The 18,069-nt window shown below is 54.3% G+C and carries 21 protein-coding genes; 3 read left to right on the forward strand and 18 right to left on the reverse strand.

Translation table 11 applies throughout. From position 1 onward, the window contains the following. Positions 1-3 precede the first annotated feature (3 nt). Genes flgL through flgB form a run of 11 tightly spaced genes read right to left on the reverse strand, consistent with a single transcriptional unit; the run spans position 4 to position 8,741 of the window. On the reverse strand, positions 4-918 hold the full coding sequence (gene flgL / locus G163CM_RS12700) for a flagellar hook-associated protein FlgL (RefSeq protein ID WP_231825202.1): 915 nt from the start codon (positions 916-918) through the stop codon (positions 4-6). A gap of 22 nt (positions 919-940) precedes the next feature. Beyond that, complete coding sequence (gene flgK / locus G163CM_RS12705) at positions 941-2,311, reverse strand: flagellar hook-associated protein FlgK (RefSeq protein WP_231825203.1); 1,371 nt, start codon at positions 2,309-2,311, stop codon at positions 941-943. 3 nt (positions 2,312-2,314) lie between these two features. After that, the gene (locus G163CM_RS12710; RefSeq protein ID WP_231825204.1) at positions 2,315-2,704 is read right to left on the reverse strand and encodes a rod-binding protein; all 390 of its coding nucleotides are present in this window, start codon (positions 2,702-2,704) and stop codon (positions 2,315-2,317) included. Beyond that, on the reverse strand, positions 2,704-3,807 hold the full coding sequence (locus tag G163CM_RS12715) for a flagellar basal body P-ring protein FlgI (protein ID WP_420851082.1): 1,104 nt from the start codon (positions 3,805-3,807) through the stop codon (positions 2,704-2,706). The genes G163CM_RS12710 and G163CM_RS12715 overlap by 1 nt, the downstream gene beginning before the upstream one ends. Next, positions 3,807-4,472: a flagellar basal body L-ring protein FlgH gene (gene flgH, locus G163CM_RS12720; protein ID WP_231825206.1), complete on the reverse strand. Its 666-nt coding sequence runs from the start codon at positions 4,470-4,472 to the stop codon at positions 3,807-3,809. The genes G163CM_RS12715 and flgH overlap by 1 nt, the downstream gene beginning before the upstream one ends. 27 nt (positions 4,473-4,499) lie before the next feature. Then, positions 4,500-5,285 carry a flagellar basal-body rod protein FlgG gene (gene flgG, locus G163CM_RS12725; protein ID WP_231825207.1) on the reverse strand — a complete coding sequence of 262 codons (786 nt, stop codon included), beginning with the start codon at positions 5,283-5,285 and terminating at the stop codon, positions 4,500-4,502. 20 nt (positions 5,286-5,305) lie between these two features. Next, positions 5,306-6,037, reverse strand: coding sequence for a flagellar basal body rod protein FlgF (locus tag G163CM_RS12730; RefSeq protein WP_231825208.1), 732 nt, complete (start codon positions 6,035-6,037; stop codon positions 5,306-5,308). Further along, positions 6,037-7,227, reverse strand: coding sequence for a flagellar hook protein FlgE (gene flgE, locus G163CM_RS12735; RefSeq protein ID WP_231825209.1), 1,191 nt, complete (start codon positions 7,225-7,227; stop codon positions 6,037-6,039). Before flgE ends, G163CM_RS12730 begins: the two co-directional genes overlap by 1 nt. A 34-nt stretch (positions 7,228-7,261) precedes the next feature. Further along, positions 7,262-7,939, reverse strand: a complete 678-nt coding sequence (flgD, locus tag G163CM_RS12740) for a flagellar hook assembly protein FlgD (protein ID WP_231825210.1) — start codon at positions 7,937-7,939, stop codon at positions 7,262-7,264. Between the two features lie 2 nt (positions 7,940-7,941). Then, a complete protein-coding gene (gene flgC / locus G163CM_RS12745; protein ID WP_231825211.1) occupies positions 7,942-8,367 on the reverse strand; it encodes a flagellar basal body rod protein FlgC in 426 nt (141 codons plus the stop codon). Between the two features lie 23 nt (positions 8,368-8,390). Then, a complete protein-coding gene (flgB, locus tag G163CM_RS12750) occupies positions 8,391-8,741 on the reverse strand; it encodes a flagellar basal body rod protein FlgB (RefSeq protein ID WP_231825212.1) in 351 nt (116 codons plus the stop codon). 78 nt (positions 8,742-8,819) lie between these two features. Here flgB and flgA point away from each other — a divergent pair, with 78 nt between their 5' ends. From flgA to flgN, 3 genes are all read left to right on the forward strand, one after another. Then, positions 8,820-9,602, forward strand: a complete 783-nt coding sequence (gene flgA, locus G163CM_RS12755; protein WP_231825213.1) for a flagellar basal body P-ring formation chaperone FlgA — start codon at positions 8,820-8,822, stop codon at positions 9,600-9,602. A 132-nt stretch (positions 9,603-9,734) separates the two neighbouring features. Further along, positions 9,735-10,007 (forward strand): flagellar biosynthesis anti-sigma factor FlgM, encoded by a 273-nt coding sequence (gene flgM / locus G163CM_RS12760; RefSeq protein ID WP_231825214.1) that lies wholly within the window; start codon positions 9,735-9,737, stop codon positions 10,005-10,007. A 2-nt stretch (positions 10,008-10,009) separates the two neighbouring features. Then, the gene (gene flgN / locus G163CM_RS12765) at positions 10,010-10,447 is read left to right on the forward strand and encodes a flagellar protein FlgN (protein ID WP_231825215.1); all 438 of its coding nucleotides are present in this window, start codon (positions 10,010-10,012) and stop codon (positions 10,445-10,447) included. 41 nt (positions 10,448-10,488) lie between these two features. On the opposite strand, the gene G163CM_RS12770 is transcribed toward flgN, so the two are convergent. The 7 genes from G163CM_RS12770 to fliF are packed head-to-tail and all read right to left on the reverse strand — an operon-like array spanning position 10,489 to position 18,063. Continuing rightward, positions 10,489-11,421, reverse strand: a complete 933-nt coding sequence (locus G163CM_RS12770) for a hypothetical protein (RefSeq protein ID WP_231825216.1) — start codon at positions 11,419-11,421, stop codon at positions 10,489-10,491. A gap of 26 nt (positions 11,422-11,447) precedes the next feature. Further along, on the reverse strand, positions 11,448-12,803 hold the full coding sequence (locus tag G163CM_RS12775) for a glycosyltransferase family 2 protein (RefSeq protein WP_231825217.1): 1,356 nt from the start codon (positions 12,801-12,803) through the stop codon (positions 11,448-11,450). 56 nt (positions 12,804-12,859) lie between these two features. After that, positions 12,860-13,303, reverse strand: a complete 444-nt coding sequence (gene fliJ / locus G163CM_RS12780; protein WP_231825218.1) for a flagellar export protein FliJ — start codon at positions 13,301-13,303, stop codon at positions 12,860-12,862. Positions 13,304-13,312: 9 nt separating this feature from the next. Continuing rightward, positions 13,313-14,632: a flagellar protein export ATPase FliI gene (gene fliI, locus G163CM_RS12785; protein WP_231825219.1), complete on the reverse strand. Its 1,320-nt coding sequence runs from the start codon at positions 14,630-14,632 to the stop codon at positions 13,313-13,315. After that, positions 14,619-15,377, reverse strand: a complete 759-nt coding sequence (gene fliH / locus G163CM_RS12790; protein ID WP_231825220.1) for a flagellar assembly protein FliH — start codon at positions 15,375-15,377, stop codon at positions 14,619-14,621. Before fliH ends, fliI begins: the two co-directional genes overlap by 14 nt. 3 nt (positions 15,378-15,380) lie before the next feature. Next, a complete protein-coding gene (locus tag G163CM_RS12795) occupies positions 15,381-16,409 on the reverse strand; it encodes a flagellar motor switch protein FliG (protein WP_231825221.1) in 1,029 nt (342 codons plus the stop codon). After that, positions 16,381-18,063 (reverse strand): flagellar basal-body MS-ring/collar protein FliF, encoded by a 1,683-nt coding sequence (gene fliF, locus G163CM_RS12800; protein WP_231825222.1) that lies wholly within the window; start codon positions 18,061-18,063, stop codon positions 16,381-16,383. The genes G163CM_RS12795 and fliF overlap by 29 nt, the downstream gene beginning before the upstream one ends. Between the last annotated feature and the right edge of the window lie 6 nt (positions 18,064-18,069).

Raw genomic sequence — 18,069 nt, forward strand, 5'->3', positions numbered from 1 at the left:
CGATTACAACATACTGAAGAGGTTAAGCTGACTTACCATGCTGTAAGCCTTATTGGTGATCTGTACCGACTGCATATAAAGCTGCAGGTTAACGGACGTGGTCACCTGATCGGTGTCAGCCAGATCGCTGACCAGTTGCTGATTAGCCAGGCTCACATCCGTATGCGCATCCCCCAGCAATGTCAGGCGGTTCTGACGTCCACCGAGGTCGGTAAACAGGCTTGCAACGTCATCGCGTGAGTTCTGTACCGATCCCAGCATCGCGTCAATATCGTCTTTGTAATCAGCGAAACTGGCGTTCGGATCCTGCATCTTTTCGCTCAGTTCTTTGAGCTTATTCAGCATCTCCAGGTCATTACCTGAATCAGAAAACGCGTGCGCAATGGCGGTATTTTCCGTAATGGTCACACCGTTCGCAACAATGGTTTCACGGGTACTGTCGTTACCGCCATAAACGTATTGGCCATTCTCATCCAGCGTGACAGGTTTGCTGTCGGTTTTCGTGCCGGAAAAAAGATAGCTGCCGTTCTCATTTTTGGCGTTCATCGTCGCCACCAGCGAGTCGAGCATGGAAGCAATTTCCGCGCCGTAGCCCGCCATATCTTTCTGACTGTGAGAACTGTTGTTGGCTGATAACAGCTTGTCATTCAAAGAGAGCAACTGATTACTGAGCGCATTGACGTTCGACTCCTGAATCGAGAGCGCACCGCTGAGGCTTGTAATATTGCTCTGATATTGGGTGATCGCTGACTGCTCGCGGTTAAGCTGCACCAGGCGGCTGGCCGCCACCGGATCGTCTGACGGCACATTGATACGCTTGAGCGTAGACATCTGTTCCATCAGCTTGGTCAGCCGGGTGCTGTTCGTACCCATCTGCGATAGCATGGCATTTGAATTGTAGAGACTACTGATACGCATAATTTACCTTTTCCTTAAGCGCTTAAAACAGACTCATCAGATCGGTGAAAATCTGGTTGCCGGTGGAGATAACCTTCATGTTGGCCTGATAAGCCTGCATATAGATCTGAAGGTTTATCGCCTCCTCATCCTGGTTTACCGCACTCAGGTTATCGCGTTGATTTTGCGCCTGTTCGCTCACCGCAACCGCGGCTTCCATTTCCGTGGTGCTCTGTTTGCTGGCGATACCTATCGTCGAGATAATAGCCGCCGCGCCCTCGTTCAGACTCATGTTGCCTAAACCGGGAATATCTGTTTTCTGATTTTTAAGCTCAATCAGTGCCGTCAGGTTGTCACTGTTGCCGGGTTCGCCCTTAACCGCAGAAAGTGCTATCTCTTCGGGTTTGACATCATTCACCTGCAACATTCCTGCCGGGTTGGTGGGATCGAAGGTAAAGAGAGGCTTACCCTGATTGCCGTTCAGGTCGTAGCCCTTCTCCAGTTGCTCATTGAAGAGGTCTGCCACAGCCTTTGCCATCCCCTGCACGGCGTCTTTCATCTCCTGCAGCGTGCCGGTTTCATAATCGTACAGAGCCCCCAGTTGACCGCCGGTAGACGGGTTGAGTGAAAATTCACTGGTGGAGAATTTCAGCATCAACGTCGTGTCACCGTTTGCATCCTGCCCTACGCTCAATTGCCCGGCTGTTTTACCGCTGACTAATGGTTGACCATTGGTCAGGGAAACCGTAAAGCTACCGGACTTATCTTCACTGACCTTAACGTCAGCCATCGAACTGAGTGTTTTTACCAGCTCATCACGCTGGTCGCGAAGGACACTGGCATTTCCGCCCGTTGATTCCATATCGGCGATTTTTTTGTTGTAGTCGGCGATGTTACCGCTCAGGGTATTAATCTGATCAACCATCGCGCTACGCTGCGTGTTAATCGACTCTTTCTGGCTGCTAATAAAGTTATTCACGCTGTTAAAACGTGTCGCCAGTGACCCCGCCTGGTTGATCAATTGCTGGCGTAATGCCGGCGATTCCGGTGTCTGGGTCAGGGCACTCAGGGCGTTAACAAACTCATCCAGACCATTGCCCAGGCTTGTGGTATCGGTGCCAACCACCTTTTCAAGCGAAGTGATGTACTGGTTTTCCGTTGAGAAATAGTTCGCTTTGGTGTTGGTCTGCCAGACCTGATTCACCAGATACTGGCTGGAGATACGGCGAATGCTGTCTACCTGTACGCCGCTGCCCGGCGTCAACCCGGCTTCCCCCATCGGCCCGATGGAGCTTTGCACCGAGCCCTGACGGCTGTAGCCGCCCACCAGCATGTTGGCGATGTTCATCGATGTTACGTTCATGCCTACCTGTGCGGCCTGCAAGCCGCTGTAAGCAATATTAATCATACTCATGGGTTACTCCTGTTCGCGCATCACCGGGACAACGGGCGTTTTCAGTTCGTTGGGCTGCTCTTTTAAAGCGGCCAGTTGTCCCGCATCCTTAAGCGGCATGCTCAGCTGAGGTGAAAGCTGGTCGATAATCATCTGCGCAATACCGGTACTGCGTTGTGATGCCAGCTCTGAGGCCAGCTTGTCGTCGTAAAAATCGCGCATCATGCGCTGCTGCTTGCTGTTAAACGGGTTATCTTCCCCCAGCACGTCAGCGGCCTTACGCATCTGCGACATCATCGAGCGCAGCATCAATGCTTCGAACTGCTCTGCGGCCTGTTCAAGATTTTGCGGTTTCACCTGCCCGGTGAGATCACCCGGCAGAATGGACGTTTGGCGATTAACAGGATTCAGCATCAGATAACCACCAGTTCTGCGTCGAGTGCACCGGCTTCATGCAGTGCCTGAAGGATGGCCATTGTGTCGTCCGGGGCTGCGCCTAAACTGTTGATGGTGTTAACAATACTGCGCAGATTTGTCCCCGCAGAAATCATCACCATTTGACCGTTGCCCCGGTTGACGTTAACGTCGCTTTCAGGCGTCACTACGGTTTGCCCCTGGCTGAATGCGCCAGGCTGGCTGACGTTAGACGATTCACGGATAGTCACGGTCAGGTTACCGTGAGAAACCGCCGCTGCACGCACTACCACACCATCGCCGATGACAACCGTACCGGTACGGGCGTTGAACACTACACGAGGCGGCTGTTTACCGGCATTAATTTGCACATCTTCAAGCGTGGACATAAACGCCACGCGATCGCCCGCGCTCATCGGTGCGCGAACGGCAACATTGGTGGCGCTCTGTGCAGTAGCCGTACCTGAACCAAACGCACTATTCAGAGCAACCGCGACGCTATTGGCGGTTTTAAAGCTGGGTCGTTTCAGGTTTAACATCACCATCGGTTCCTGCTGAAAATCGCTCGGCACTTCACGCTCGACGGAACCGCCATTCGGTACACGGCCAACGGTCGGAGTGTTGATGGTCACGCTGGAGCCGCTGTTGCCCTCCGCTTTCATGCCGCCCACGACCACGTTGCCCTGCGCCAGCGCATATACTTCACCGTCCGCACCGCGCAACTGTGTCAACAACAGCGTGCCGCCGCGCAGACTTTTCGCATCCCCAATGGAGGAAACGGTCACATCAATGCTCTGCCCACGCGCATAGCCCGGTGGAAGAGTGGCGCTGATTGCCACTGCCGCGACGTTTTTCACCTTCGGATCGATTTTCGTCGGGAGTTGCACACCAAACTGGCGCAGCATATTGGTCACCGACTGGCTGGTGAATTTAACCTGGTTTTTATCACCGGTTCCGTCGAGGCCCACAACCAGGCTGTAGCCCACAAGCTGGTTGCCACGCACGCCCTGAATATCCACCACGTCACCCAGACGCTGAGCCGTTGCGCCCAGACTCCAGACAAGCAGAATAAAAAGTGCCAGTTTACGCATCACGGACTCCATTAAATCGGGAACAGCGGGTGGTTAAAGAAGCGCGTCAACCAGCCCGCGGAGTTCGCATCACTCAGCGCACCGCGACCCGCATAAGAGATACGGGCGTTGGCGATACGCTGGGAAGAAACAGAGTTGTCGCGCTCAACATCATCGGCGCGTACCAGCCCCGTAACCCGCATATATTCATCACCCTGGTTTAGGGTCAGCCACTTTTCACCGCGTATCGCCAGAATGCCATTCGGCAGCACCTTGTAGACCGCAACAGTAATCGCACCGCGCAGGCTGTTTTGCTGCTGTGAGGTGGCATTACCGTTGAAGTTACGGTTTCCGTCGATAGATGCCGAGAGTTTATCTACCGAGTGCCCGAACGCTTCCGGAATACCGAGCGACACATCATTCTTTTTGCCGAAGTTGGTCTTCGCCTGCTTACTGGCCTGCGTGGACTCATCGAGTTTAACGGTCAGAATATCGCCCACGCGGTAGGCACGGCGATCCTGAATCAGCGACCAGTTATAGCCACTGTTATATAAACCACCGCCGCGCACCTGTGTTTCAGGCATCACGATATCTTCAGGCGGCGCATAGGCCGCATCGTCTTTTTTCACCAGCAACGCCGGGCTTTCACAGCCCGACAAAAACAGTGCCAGCAAACCGATTACTAACTGCTTTTTCATTACGCTTTCACTTTACGGCCCGGTCGATTACATCGACTGGGTGACAAACTTCAGCATGTCATCGGCGGCAGAGACCATTTTGGCGTTCATCTCATATGCGCGCTGAACGGTGATCATATCCACCATCTCTTCGACGACCTGCACGTTGGAGCCTTCAAGCGACCCCTGCTCCAGTTGACCAAACGCCTCTTCGCCAGGCACACCTTCCACCGCCTCACCGCTGGCGGCGGTTTCGCGATAAAGGTTGCCACCGATCGCTTCCAGTCCGGCCGGATTGACAAAGTTCACCAGTGTCAACTGACCCAGTTCAACCGGATCGGTCTCGCCGGCAACGGTCGCAGTGATGGTGCCGTCTTTACCGATTTGCAGATCTTTCACGTTTTCCGGCAGTTCAATCTGCGGAACCAGCGGTAATCCGGCGGCATTGGTCAGAACGCCATCCGGCGTTTTCTGGAAATTACCAGCACGGGTATAGCCAATATCACCATTGGGCATTTCAACCTGAAAGAATCCCTGCCCGGTGATCGCCACATCCAGTGCCTGCTCGGTATTTTGAATACTGCCGACGGTGAACTCTTTTTGTGTGCCGACAATCTTCACCCCGGTTCCGTACTGAATACCGGTCGGTGCAACGTTGTTCTGATCCAGCTGGCCACCCGGCGTGCGCTGATTCTGATAAAACAGATCGGCAAACATCGCGCGATCGCGCTTAAACCCGGTGGTGTTCACGTTCGCCAGGTTGTTGGAAATCGCGGTCATTTTGGCGTCCTGCGCCGCCAGACCGGTTTTACTGATCCACAATGCGGGATTCATCTCTCTACCTTCTCTTATTATCAGGAGCCACGGATCAGGCGGTTGCCCGCCGTCGCGAGGTCTTCTGCGGCCTTCATCATTTTGATCTGCGCTTCAAACTGGCGGTTCAGTGCAATGCTGGAAACCATCTCATCAATAGCCGAAACGTTGGCACTCTCCAGATGACCGGCGGCCACTACCACATCTTCATCACGTGGATTCACCGCCGCGTTGGTCACCAGAAATCCATCCGCGTTTTTGCTGAGTTCATTCGCCGCGACATTGACCAGTTTGACGCGATCGATATCCACGGGGGCTGTGATGTCACCATCATCAGGCACAATGGTGATCACGCCATCTTCACCGATACTGATGGAAGAGAACGGCGGCAGAATAATCGGCCCGTTATCGCCCTCAACCGGCAGCCCGTTGATCGACAATTCACCGTCGGCATTGACGTCAATTTGCCCGTTACGGGTATAGACTTCACGATTGCCCTGACTCAGCGCGATCAACCCATTACCCTTGATCGCCAGATCGAGGCTGCGCCCGGTATCACGCACCGTTCCCGGCGTCATATCCACGCCGCCCTGAGCCGGTTGCGTCATGTAGCGAGAGGCGTAACCTTCGCCACTCACCTGCTGCGTCATCGCGCGCTCGAGATCGCCACGAAATCCCTGAGTGTTAACGTTCGCCAGGTTGTTCGCGTGGATCTCCTGCTGCGACAGCGTGCGGGATGCGCCGCTGACTGCGGTATAAATCAAACGATCCATTACACCGCCTGGAAGAGTGCGTTCATCATGCTGTCATTGGTGCTGATGACTTTAGTGTTCGCCTGATAGTTACGCTGCGCGGTCATCAGCCCAACCAGTTCAGAGGTCAGATCCACGTTCGACTGCTCCAGTGCACCCGCGGTGATAGAACCCAGCAGGCCGGTGCCCGGAGCGCCCGTCAACGGTGCGCCAGAGCTGGCAGTTTGTGTCCAGGTCGTACCATCCTGAGACTGAAGGCCGTTAGCGTTGGCGAAGTCTGCCAGTACCAGTTGCCCTTGTAACATGCGCTCACCGTTGGAGAAGGTGGCGTAAACGCTGCCGTCAGAATCAATCGCCTGCCCGGTACGTTCGCCGGATGCGTACCCGCTGCCCTGGTTTTTGCTGACGGAGAAGTCGGAACCATACTGTGTCGTGCCGTTGTAGCTCAGATCGATAGACAAGCCCGCCGCGCCGGGAATATCAATATTCAGGGAGGTCAGGTTGGTCGGTTTGGTGAGCACGCCCTGTTCGGAGAAGGTCATCTCCTGGGTGCTGTTCGGGATTTCGCTGTCGTCCATGTAGTAATGCACTTCCCAGGTATTATCGCCTTTCTTCACGAAATATTGGTTCAGCGTATGTTCACGGCCCAGAGAGTCAAAGATCTGGGTGGTGTAGCTGTTGTTGTAGGACGTATTGTCTTTCGGATCAAACGTGTCGTTTTCCGGTACGTCGGCATTAGCATCAAGGTTGGCGGTAAAGTCGAGGCTGTCCGTCGCTTTCGCCGGGATAGAACCGCTACTGATGGTCAGATTACCCACGGTACCGACCTGAAGCTGGCCGTTGGCATCGACAGGATAGCCCTGCAAATACATGCCCAGGTTATTGATAAGATTGCCGCTGCTGTCAGTACCAAAATAGCCCGCACGGCTGTAAGCCGTCGTGCCTGCACTGTCGCGAACCACAAAGAAACCGTTACCGTTAATTGCCAGGTCAAGCGCATTGCCGGTGGAAGCAATACTTCCGCCTTTGGTAATGCTCTGGGTGACGCCGGAAACACCGACGCCCAGCGGCTGGCTTTCAGCATAGAGCGCGGAAAACTCGGCGCGGCCCGATTTAAATCCGACGGTCCCGGAGTTGGCGATATTGTTGGAGATCGCGTTAAGTTGTTCAGTTACGGCATTGAGGCCGGTAGTGGCAATATTAAAGCTCATAAAAGTTCCTGTTTCGTCATCTCGTTAACCCGCCTCAGGCGCTGTTTTTCGAGGTTGTTCCAAACTGCGTAATGTTGTTGTAAGCAATGTCGCCAATGCCGTTGATGTTCAGTACGGTAGAGCTACCGTCGAGCGGGATACGCACGTTAGTGACTGTGCCGCCAACCTCAATCGGCACGGCCTCTTCGCCGGTATCGGTCACCACGCTCAGGGTATATTTCCCTTCACTCAGCCCCATTTCTGCCGGGTCGATGGTGAAATCCACCTGACCGGCATCCTGTTTGCCCAGCTCAATTTTGTGCTCAACACCCGCTGAATCTTTCACTATCACCGTCACCACGCCTGCGGCGTGTTCCAGCGTCAGACGTCCGTCAATCACTGTTTCACCGTCGCTGTTGATGGAATCGGCCTGCACCATGACATGCTGGCCCACCAAATTACCGGTGGTCAGGGTTTGCAGGTTGTCCATCAGCACTGAACTGTTCGCCATCAACTGCGACATGGTTTCCATTGACTGCACCTGGGTGAGCTGCGCCAGTTGGCTGACATACTCTGTGCCATCGGTCGGGTTGAGCGGGTCCTGGTTTTGGATCTGCGCCACCAGCAGTTGCATAAAGAGCGTATTCATGCCCGAAGCGGTGCTACTGTTGCTGGCAACGCTACTGTCGTAAGAGGTCGACTGAGCGTTACGGGTCGTGTTATCGACGTTCATGCTTAAGCTTCTCCAAGTCGCAGCAGGCTTTGCTGCATGCTTTTCACACTGTTGAGAACTTCAACGTTGGTTTCAAAACTGCGCGATGCCGACATCATGTCGGCCATCTCTTCCACCACGTTGACACCCGGGTAGTAGACATAACCGTTGTCATTGGCCAGCGGGTTATAGGGTTCGTAGCGCTCAACGGCTTCACCACTTTCCACCACGTCCATTACCTGCACGCTTGCACCAGTCAGAGCGCGACTGTTCATGAGCTCATCATTTTTGTAAATCGCGGCGAACACCGGGCGGCGGGCTTTATAAACCCCCTCTTCGGTTGCTGCCGCGGTTTCTGCGTTTGCGAGGTTACTGGCGATGGTATTCAGTCGAACGGTTTGCGCCGTCATCGCCGACCCCGAAACGCGATAAATATCGGTAAAAGCCATAATCCGTGATTACCTGCGTAGGGTTACTTACCTTCAATGGCCTGCTTCAGGCCCGTGAACTTCATATTTAAAAACGCCAGGCTCATCTGATAGTCCTGGGTGTTTTTGGCAAACTCTGCCTGCTCAACGTTCAACGATACGGTGTTACCGTCAGACGCGGGCTGATAAGGCACGCGATACATCTCCTGCGGCGTTGTCGATTGTGAAAAACTCCGCGATGAACGTTGCATCTCTGAGGCAAAATCAATATCTTTAGCCTGGAAGTTGGGGGTATCGACATTGGCAAGATTGGCTGCAAGCAACTCTGCTCGGGAAAGTCGAAGTGCTACAGCCTGTGGATGTACGCCCAATGCTCTGTCAAAAGTAATACTCACAATTCACGCCCTCGTGATGCTAAACCTGCACTGATCTGCTCACCCTATTAGCAAAATCCGTGCCAAGGTTTTAACATCATGATTCACAACGCTTTTATTAATAATTCTTTGCCTGGTGTGAAGCGTTACTTCCGCTTTGGCTTCTTGCCTTTCCTCCTGGTGTTTGCCGCTTCGACGACTGCCAGCGATACCCGGCCAACCGCCCGTAAGCAGATTCATGTCGCCGTTCAGCGTCATGCAGCGAACGTTATCGCTCAGGAAGCAAAACGCCGTCAGTGGCCGGGTTATCAGGCGGAGATGAATCTGTTTATTCCTTCAGAGGTCTCACAGTTAGCCTCCTGCGCGCGCGCGCCTGCCGTATCGTTTCCCGATGGCGAGCGCCTCGATCTCAACCGCCTTCGCGTGGATGTCCGCTGTGACGGGCCACAACCCTGGGACATCGCTGTGACGGTGAAACCGGATATCTATCTTCCGGTGGTGGTTGCGCAAAATACGCTGGAGCGCGGGCATCTTCTCTCCCCTGATGACGTATCGATAAAAAAACTCAACATCAGCAATCTGCGCGGCAACTATCTGACCAACCCGGACGATGTGATGGGGCTGACAGTGAAACGTCGCGTCCGTGAGCGTCAGGCCATCGCCCTGACGCAACTGGAATCGCCGGTGCTGGTTGAACGCGGTCAGCGCGTCATGATGATTGCCGAGCAGGGCGGCGTGGAAGCACGCACCCTGGGCGAAGCCATGAAAAAAGGGCGTAAAGGGGAAGTGATCAAAGTGAAAAATGAGAGCAGTGCACGCATTGTGAGCGCCATTGTTACTGAAAGTGGCGTAGTAAAAATGATCTACGCCAGCGGACGCTAAAAAAAGGCAAAGGAGGTTTAAGTTTGCCTGACAACTGGCCGCTCTTACTCAGTGAGGGCATCGGAAGCCTCTCTTCCGCCAGGCAGGATTCGTCAGCAACCCATTCCAAAAAATGAAAAAGAGAGCGTAGCGATGAAAGTAGCAGCAACTCAATACAACCTGGCAAGCGCCATCAACAAAGCCAGCGCCACCGAGCAGACCCGTACTGTCGCGCAGGAAGGCAATAAAATTGAACGCAGTGCCGCTGTTGATCCGGTGCTTGGCAATGCGCAGTCTCAACTGGCCGCCCTGCCGGACGTTGATATGGCACGCGTGGCGGAGATGAAAGATGCCATCAGCAGCGGCAAAATCGCCATTAATCTCGATTCGTTAACCGAGTCGATGCAGAAATATTTCCAGAGGTAATTATGACTAACGCTGCCCAAAGCGTTAAAACCCTGATTCAGGGCATGGCTGCAGATCGCCAGCACTATCATGCCCTGACCGAACTGCTTGAAGCACAGCGCGAACACATTATCGCCCGCCGCGCCGTCGAACTGGATGCATTGAATATACAGGTGATGGAACGCTATCAACAGCTTTCCGCAAACAGCCAACAGCGCTACCGCCTGTTACATCAGCTCGCTATTCCGGCGACAGCGGAAGGAATGCTGTCGCTGATTTCCCGTCTTCCCGCCTCTCACCGCACGTCAGTATCAACGCTGTGGCAGGAACTGCAACAGCAGGCCGCCCACTGTTTATCCGCCAATGAATACAATGGTTCGCTGATGAGTATGCAGCAGGAGATTTTGCTGAATATGCTAAATGCGAGTGAGCCGGAGAACTGGCTGTATCAGCAGGGATGATGGAAAAAGTGAAGTCCTCTCCCGACGGGAGAGGACGACTCCTACAGTAACGATAGCCCACACAGCAGGTTGTAATCCGCCGAGTTCTGACGTTTAGCCGGTAAAGGATCCTGCTGCATCCACTCCTCCAGCGCACTTACCAGCATAGCCACCGTGTCTGGGGTGAGTTCACCGTACAACGCACAAATCATTTTGATGCGGAACACATAACGCGTCAGACGCAGGAAAGTCTCGCCATAATTATCACCGTCAAACCCTGGAAATACGGTGTGATAGAGCTGATAAATCACGGCGTTATTCAGTATCCACGGCTGTTCATTAAACAACGCCATCGCCTGCCATTGTGCATTCAGCGCCTGATGATGCTCCGCGAGGCGTGATGGCGACATTATCGCCAGCTCACTCAGTTTCAAAGCCATCGCCATTTTCCCCGCCATCGGCAGATCCAGATTCAGGCGGATTGCGCCCATCTCTTTCAGCGCCGCCAGTTGGTTTTCGACAATGGTAGGCAGTAGCGCAAATTGTTGCGCCAGCACGCCCTGATCCGCCAGCCCAGAAAGCTGTTCCCCTATCGACACCAGTTGCACCGGGTCCTTCGTGCCGTTGTCGTGATACTGCTGTGCTTTACTTAACAACACACCCATCGCATAAAGACGCTCTTCCAGCGACAGCGACGGGTGAATAGCCAGATTAATGCATTGCTGATTCAACGTTTTGTGCCACGCTGAAAGCAGGGTTTCACCCTCAACGGGTTTGTGCGATGTGTGCAGCACAAAGGCTTCCGGGTTAAGCAATGCTTCGCGCGCCGCTGTTTCACAGGCGATATTCAGGCTTTCCCGCTGCTGATTCTTCAGTTTGATACTGACAAAGGGGAAACCCTGACGCGCGTTACGGCATGCCAGGCAAGTGCAGGCGGTATCCCGCGCCGCAAAGCGTTTTACATATTCAGGTTGATAATGTTCGATCGGTTCCATCGTGCTCTCTCAGGGGCGTCATCTGTTTAGCGGTGTTTACGGAAAAACCAGTGCGTGCAGTCCACAACCTCACCGCTTTTTGGGTCCGGGTGGTGGTGTAAAAAGGCGAAGCCGGGGCTAAAACCCAGCCACACGTCGCCGCGGTTCATTACCGCCGCCCAGCTGCGATCAAGGCTCGCATCCTGTTCCAGCCCCTGTTGGTAAGCGCTTAACAGCTCGGCGTAATAGGGCGCGTTGACGGCATAGGCGCAGCCGCAACCCGCATTGAAAATACGCGCGACACCGTGCATAGATTTCGTCGGGGTAAAGTTTTCATAGCGAGCACCAAGGGTCAGCCCTTGCCAGTCAATGTTCTCCAGCCCATTGAGCAGTTTGTTGACATAAAGAATCGTGTTCTCTTTTTTCACAAACTGAATGTCGGCATCCAGGATCAGCACATTACCCCAGCCCTGTTTTTGCGCCTTTTCCAGCACCTGGCAGTGGGTTTTTAGCTCCACATCCTGTTTCATCACCAGCCAGAGCTGTTCGGCACAGATGCCAAACGCCAGCAACGCTTCACAGCGTGCCTGAAGCGTCGCGGAGTCGTTGTCATCAAACAGCACGGCGATCTTCTCAAACACTGACCAGTTCACCTGCGTGTTCACCGGAGCATTGCTCAGACGGTGATAGTGCGCCAGCAGATTCGGGTCGCTGACAAAATCTTCAAGCGTCAGATCCACCGGGGTGGAACTGCTCATCACAAAATCTTTGTCGTAGGTATTATGGCTGTGCGAAATGCACAGCATGGATTGCTTCGGGTCTATCTGATGCACCGGGGTTTTGAAGCCATCCAGAAAAGCAGATTCTTCTGCCCGCGTCGCCGTATCGTCATAGCGATGTTTTTTCAGGAAATTGCGGTGAAAACCAAAGGTGCCATTCAGAGCATGGTTTCGACCAAACGCATGGGTGAGATAAATTTTATTCAGATGGCTGTACCAGATATAGAGCTGGTCAGTGCCGGAGAACTGCGCATTGTGTGCCTGCAGTTGCGCCACCTGATGGGAGATCTTTTGCGGTGGATAATAATCGTCGTCGTCGAAGCAGAGAATGTACTCGCCTTTCGCGAGATCATTGAGCATGTTACGTTTTTTCCCCAATACCAGCCGCTCTTTGCTGTGAATATAGCGGACATTAGGCTGAGCGGGATCGATCATCATCGCAATCAGGTCGGCATTGCTGGTCGGTGAATCATCGAGGATCACCAGCTCGCGTTTATCCGCCGGATAGTCCTGGTATTGCCAGATATAAAGCAGATAAGGCAAAAATTCACGGCGGTTATATGTTGGGCAAACCACGCTGACAAACGGTGTACGCTGCGGCGACAGTGCCTGCTGGCGTTTCATCAATGTGTCCATGAGCGTGGTTGCTCGCGGGGGAGTTTTTGCGGTAGTCATGGTTCTTATCGTTGTCGTAAAACGCGTTGCTGACGCAGCCAGCACTGAGCGGAAAGGGAATCGGTGGTTTTCTGTTCATGGCGAATTTGTGCTGTCTGGCGATCGGCGCGCTTTGCGTCCAGAACCTGCTCCAGGCTTTTCTCTCGCCGTGATTCTGACAGCAGGTTGCCCTGTAATTTTTGCGCTTCCAGTTGGGCCAGCGCCTGTTCCTGTTTCTGCCAGTCGATCACGCGTTGAATGTTATGTTTGTATTTCGACTGATTAAACATCATTACCGCACTCCCGCTCTGAGGAGTCGCCAGCCCGGTCGCAAGCGAGGTCAGCGTGGTAATGTTTTTCTCAAAACGCTGGCAGACCTGATTCTGTGAAGCCAGCTTTGTGCTGAGATCCTCAACTTTACGGCTACGGAGCAGATGAAGATGTTCAAGCGTTGATATCAGTTTACTCATCGTTCAACCTTATCCTGCCTGTGCCAGAGTGCACAGATCGCCAACAACGGCGGTAATCGGCGCGGGATCCTGCACTTCCTGTTGTAAAAATTGATTGATCGCGGGGGACAAACGCACGGCTCTGTCGGCCAGCGCATCTGCGCCCGCGACGTACCCACCCAACGGTATCAGCGGTTTAATATTTTGATATTCAGCATAAAGTTGTTTAAGCGTGCGGGCGGCAAGCTGATGTTCACGCGGCGTGATTTGACTCATACAGCGGCTGATCGACTGGCCGATATCAATGGCCGGGTAATGCCCGGCTTCCGCCAGGTGGCGCGAGAGCACGATATGTCCGTCCAACACGGCACGGGCGCAGTCAACGATTGGGTCCTGCTGATCGTCACCTTCCGCCAGTACCGTATAGATTGCGGTCATTGACCCTGTGCTTTCACTGTTGCCCGCACTTTCCACAAGCCTTGGGATCATGCCAAAAGCCGAAGGCGGATAGCCTTTGGTGGCAGGCGGTTCACCCAGCGAGAGTGCGATTTCACGCTGCGCCATGGCGTAGCGCGTCAGGGAGTCCACCAGCAGCAACACATCCTTGCCTTTATCGCGGTAGTAACTGGCAATGGAGTGACACAGTTCGGTGGCTTTCATGCGCATCAGCGGCGACTCATCGGCGGGAGCTGCGACAATGACAGATTTCGCCAGCCCTTCGGCTTTCAGCGAGTTTTCAATAAACTCTTTGACCTCGCGACCACGTTCGCCAATCAGCCCCACGACCACCACTTCAGCCTGGGTATAGCGGGTGATCATCCCCAGCAGTACGCTTTTGCCCACACCACTGCCCGCCATCAGCCCAACACGCTGGCCTTTACCGATCGTCAGCAAGCCATTAATTGCACGCACGCCAACATCAAGAGGCGCATCCACCGGCTGACGTTTTAAGGGATGAATTTGCGGAAGTTGCTGCGCCAGAAGCGTGTCGCCTCCGAGTTTACCTTTATCGTCAATAGGCTCGCCGAGCCCGTTGACCACACGGCCCAGCCATTGATCGCCAATCATGACGCCTTCGCTTTTTCCGGCAGGAAACACGCGCGCACCGGCCATCAGACCGGAAGGCTGTTTGAAGGGCATCAGAAAGGTCACTTCACGATCGAAGCCAACCACCTGGGCTTCCATTATTTCGCCATCCACGCCTTCCACATGGCAGAGCTGGCCAACAGCCAGTCGGCAGCCGACACACTCGAGCAGAATACCGTTAACACGGACCAGTCGACCGGCAACGCGCGCGAGGTCTATATGCTCTATCGACTTTAAAGCCTGTTCAAAATCAAGACTGCTCATTCGGTGATTCCGATAGCAGATTATCTTTCAACACCTCGACACACTGATCAAGACGGTGCTGACAGCCGACGTCCATTTCAGTGGTATCGGTCACGACACGGCACTCCCCCGGCTCCAGCGCGGCATCGGCGGCCAGCCCCCACTCACGCGCTTTCTCTGGTTCCGCTTCGCTGATACGCTGGAATTCTTCTGCATTCAGCAGCACACGTACCTGTTCCGGCGGCTGTGGCAGGCTGGTCAGAGCCTCTTCGACCAACGCCAGTAGCTGTGTAGGATGCAGGGCCAGTTCACAGCGAATCACCTGACGGGTGACTTTCTCAACCAGTTGCAGCAGCTCTTCCCGACGGCGCTGTTCATAGCGTTCCAGATAGCCCTGCACTTCTGCGGTGATACGCTCAAACGGCGCGGCTGCATCCATAAACTGCTGGCGGGCCTGTTGTTTACCTTCTATCAGCCCTTTGCGCATTCCTTCATCGAACCCCAGACGCACGCCTTCCTGGTAGCCCTCTTCTTTCCCTTCCGACATACCCTGGGCAAAGCCCTGGTTCAAACCGTCCTGGAATCCCTCTTTCATTTGTTGCTGATATTCAGCCGGATCGAGCACGTGCGTGCCTTCTTCTTCAGGCTGCGCGCTTCCAGGCATCCAGCGTTTACGCAACGGCGGGAATTTATGCAGGCGCGGTTTGACTACCGCCTGACGGCGGGAAGTGAGTGCATCCAGCGGAAGGTTACGGCGTTTAAACATCTTTTATTCCACCGTCTGCTCGGCAAAGAGTTGCACCTGAATTTCGCCCTCTTCGGCGAGCTGGCGCACCACTTGCATAATCTCTTTACGTACCTGTTCAATACGGCTGACGGGCACTGGCCCCAGTCGCGCCGTGGTACTTTGCAGTAGCGTGACCTGACGTTTTGGCATGACGTTAAAGATAGCCTGACGCAGCACCGGCTCGGTTCCCTTCAGCGCCACAGCCCAGTCTTCAAGCGGGATTTCATCCATCAGATGCTGGAGCGTCGCCGGTGTCTGGCGACTAAGAATGTAGAACTCGTACATCTCGTCTTTCAGATCGTCCACCACCTTCTCATCACGTTCGCGCAGTTGATCCAGCAGCAGTTGCTGGTTGCTCGGAATACGGTTAACGATGTTGGCGGCATGTTTAATGCCGATCACTTTTGAACCATGCTCGGAAAGCACGGCAACCCCGCGATCAATCAGGCGATCGAGTTCATCGATCACATCCCGGTTAATGTCATCCAGCCGCGCAATGCGGTAGATAATCTCATCCTGGCGTTCACCCGGCAGCACGTTGAGCACGCTGGCGGCAATATCTGGTGGCAGAAACGCGAGGAAAACAGCCTGAAGCTGTAAGTGTTCCTGATCGATAAGCGCCGCCAGTTGGGGTGTATCGACCCATTGCAGACGCGCCATGCGATAGCGGATTTCATCACCATAAATGCCGTTAATCACGCTACGGGCAATTTCTCCCCCCAGCGCTTTTTCCAGAATACTGCGCAGGTAGGTGCGGGAGGCACCATTAATGCCGCTCTGCTCGCGATAGTCAGAGAAGAAGTTATTCATCGCCTGACGCGCCTGATTCACTTTAACGTCATGTAGTCGCGCCATGGTTTCGCTCAGTAAAATCACCTCTTCACGATCCATCTTTTTCATCACCAGCGCGGCTGCTTCTTCGCCGACGCTCAGCAGCAGGATAGCCGCCTGCTCCAGACGGCTGCGCCCTGCACTGGCGTTATCATTCCGACTTACTGTTGCTTCGCTCATTGCTGTTGATCCATTGTTTCAGTACATCTGCTACGCGCTCGGTTTCGCTCTGCGCCAGCACCTGGAGATATTCCACTTTCGTTTCCAGACCGGAACTCTGCGGCGGCAGGTGATCGTCATTGTTCTGGAAGCTCACTTTCGGCAACCCGGTTGCCAGACCGTCTTCCGTCGTTACCATCTCACCGGACAGCAAAGCAGGTTCTTGTTCGATTTCGCTTTCGATAGCCACGCGTTCCGGGCGCCCAAAACGCTGTGCCAACGGACGCACGCCAAACAGCAGTGTTAACAGGGCCAGCAGGCCAATGCCGCCGTTCTGTCCCCAGTACTGCATCGATGGATCCTGCCACCATTTCAGTTCAGGCATCACTTCACTTTCGGGTGTGGTAAAGGCCAGTACGTCCAGAGTCAGGACATCACCGCGTGTTTTTTCAATCCCGGCGGCGCTCTCCACCAGGCGCGTCATCGCAGCCAGTTGTTCTGGCGTTATCTTCGCCAGAGCGGGAGCGGTTTGATTCAGCGCCACAGCGACGTTCAGTTTTTCCAGTTTGTACGCCGGGTGACGAATATGGCGAATATCACGATCGAAGGCGTATTTACGCTGTTCCTGGCTACGCGTTGAGAGCGAACGGGGATCGGCCGTGGTGGACGTGCCCGCATTAGGCTGGGCACCCGCGGCCTGATTAGCCGCAGCCTGCGGGGCCTGGTTAACCGGGCGATTACTCAGCGAACCCGGAATCCCAAAAGCCATTTCGTTGGTGGTGTTCTCCTGGCTCACCTGTTCATCGCTGATACGGGGATCTTTCCCCAGCCGCTCCTGCGTCTCTTCGACGCGGCTCAAATTGACATCGGGAGCAACGCTGATACGGAAGTTTCCGGTGCCAACCAGTGAGGTCAGCAGGCTGGCGATATTCTGGCTCGTATCTGCGCGAATACGCTGCACTGCATCGTTACCGGCACGATTACCGGCCAGGGAGCCATCCGGCCCTTCGATGCCTGCCGACAGCAGATTACCGGCCTGATCAACCACCCGAACGTTAGCAGGAAGCATACCCGGCACACTGCCTGAAACCAGTTGAACGATAGACCCAACCTGTTGTTCATCAAGCTGTTTTCCATAGCGTAACTGCACCATTACCGAAGCACTGCTGCCGGGTTTATTGGCCAGCACAAAGGAACTGGCTTCGCTGATCCCCAGGTGGACGCGGGCATTTTCTACCGTGTCCAGTGCCATGATGCTTTTTGCCAGTTCCCCTTCCATGCTGCGTTTGTAGCGCACATTCTGGATAAACTGGCTGCTACCCAGCATCTCTTCTTTATCCATCAGCTCATAGCCATCGGGCGTGACAGCACTGATGCCTTTTGCCGCCAGCGCCATGCGGGCCTGGGAAAGTTTATTTTCGCTGACCAGAATCTGGCCATTATCAGGATTAATACGGTATGGAATGGTTTCTGCGCCCAGTACTTCAACGACCTGCGCTACTGGCAGATTCTCCTGCGAACCGTAAAGCGCCACATAGCCCTGATTGCGGTTCCATAAGGAGAGGACAATGGCGAGCGCCAGCACCACGCCGCCGACGATGGCCAGTAATTGGGCTTTGTTCAGACCCGAAGGCAGTGCGACAGCGGGAAGACGAGATTTGATCTTGTTTAACACGATTAA

Origin of the sequence: Pseudocitrobacter corydidari (genome assembly GCF_021172065.1) — a bacterium.
GTDB lineage: Bacteria > Pseudomonadota > Gammaproteobacteria > Enterobacterales > Enterobacteriaceae > Pseudocitrobacter > Pseudocitrobacter corydidari.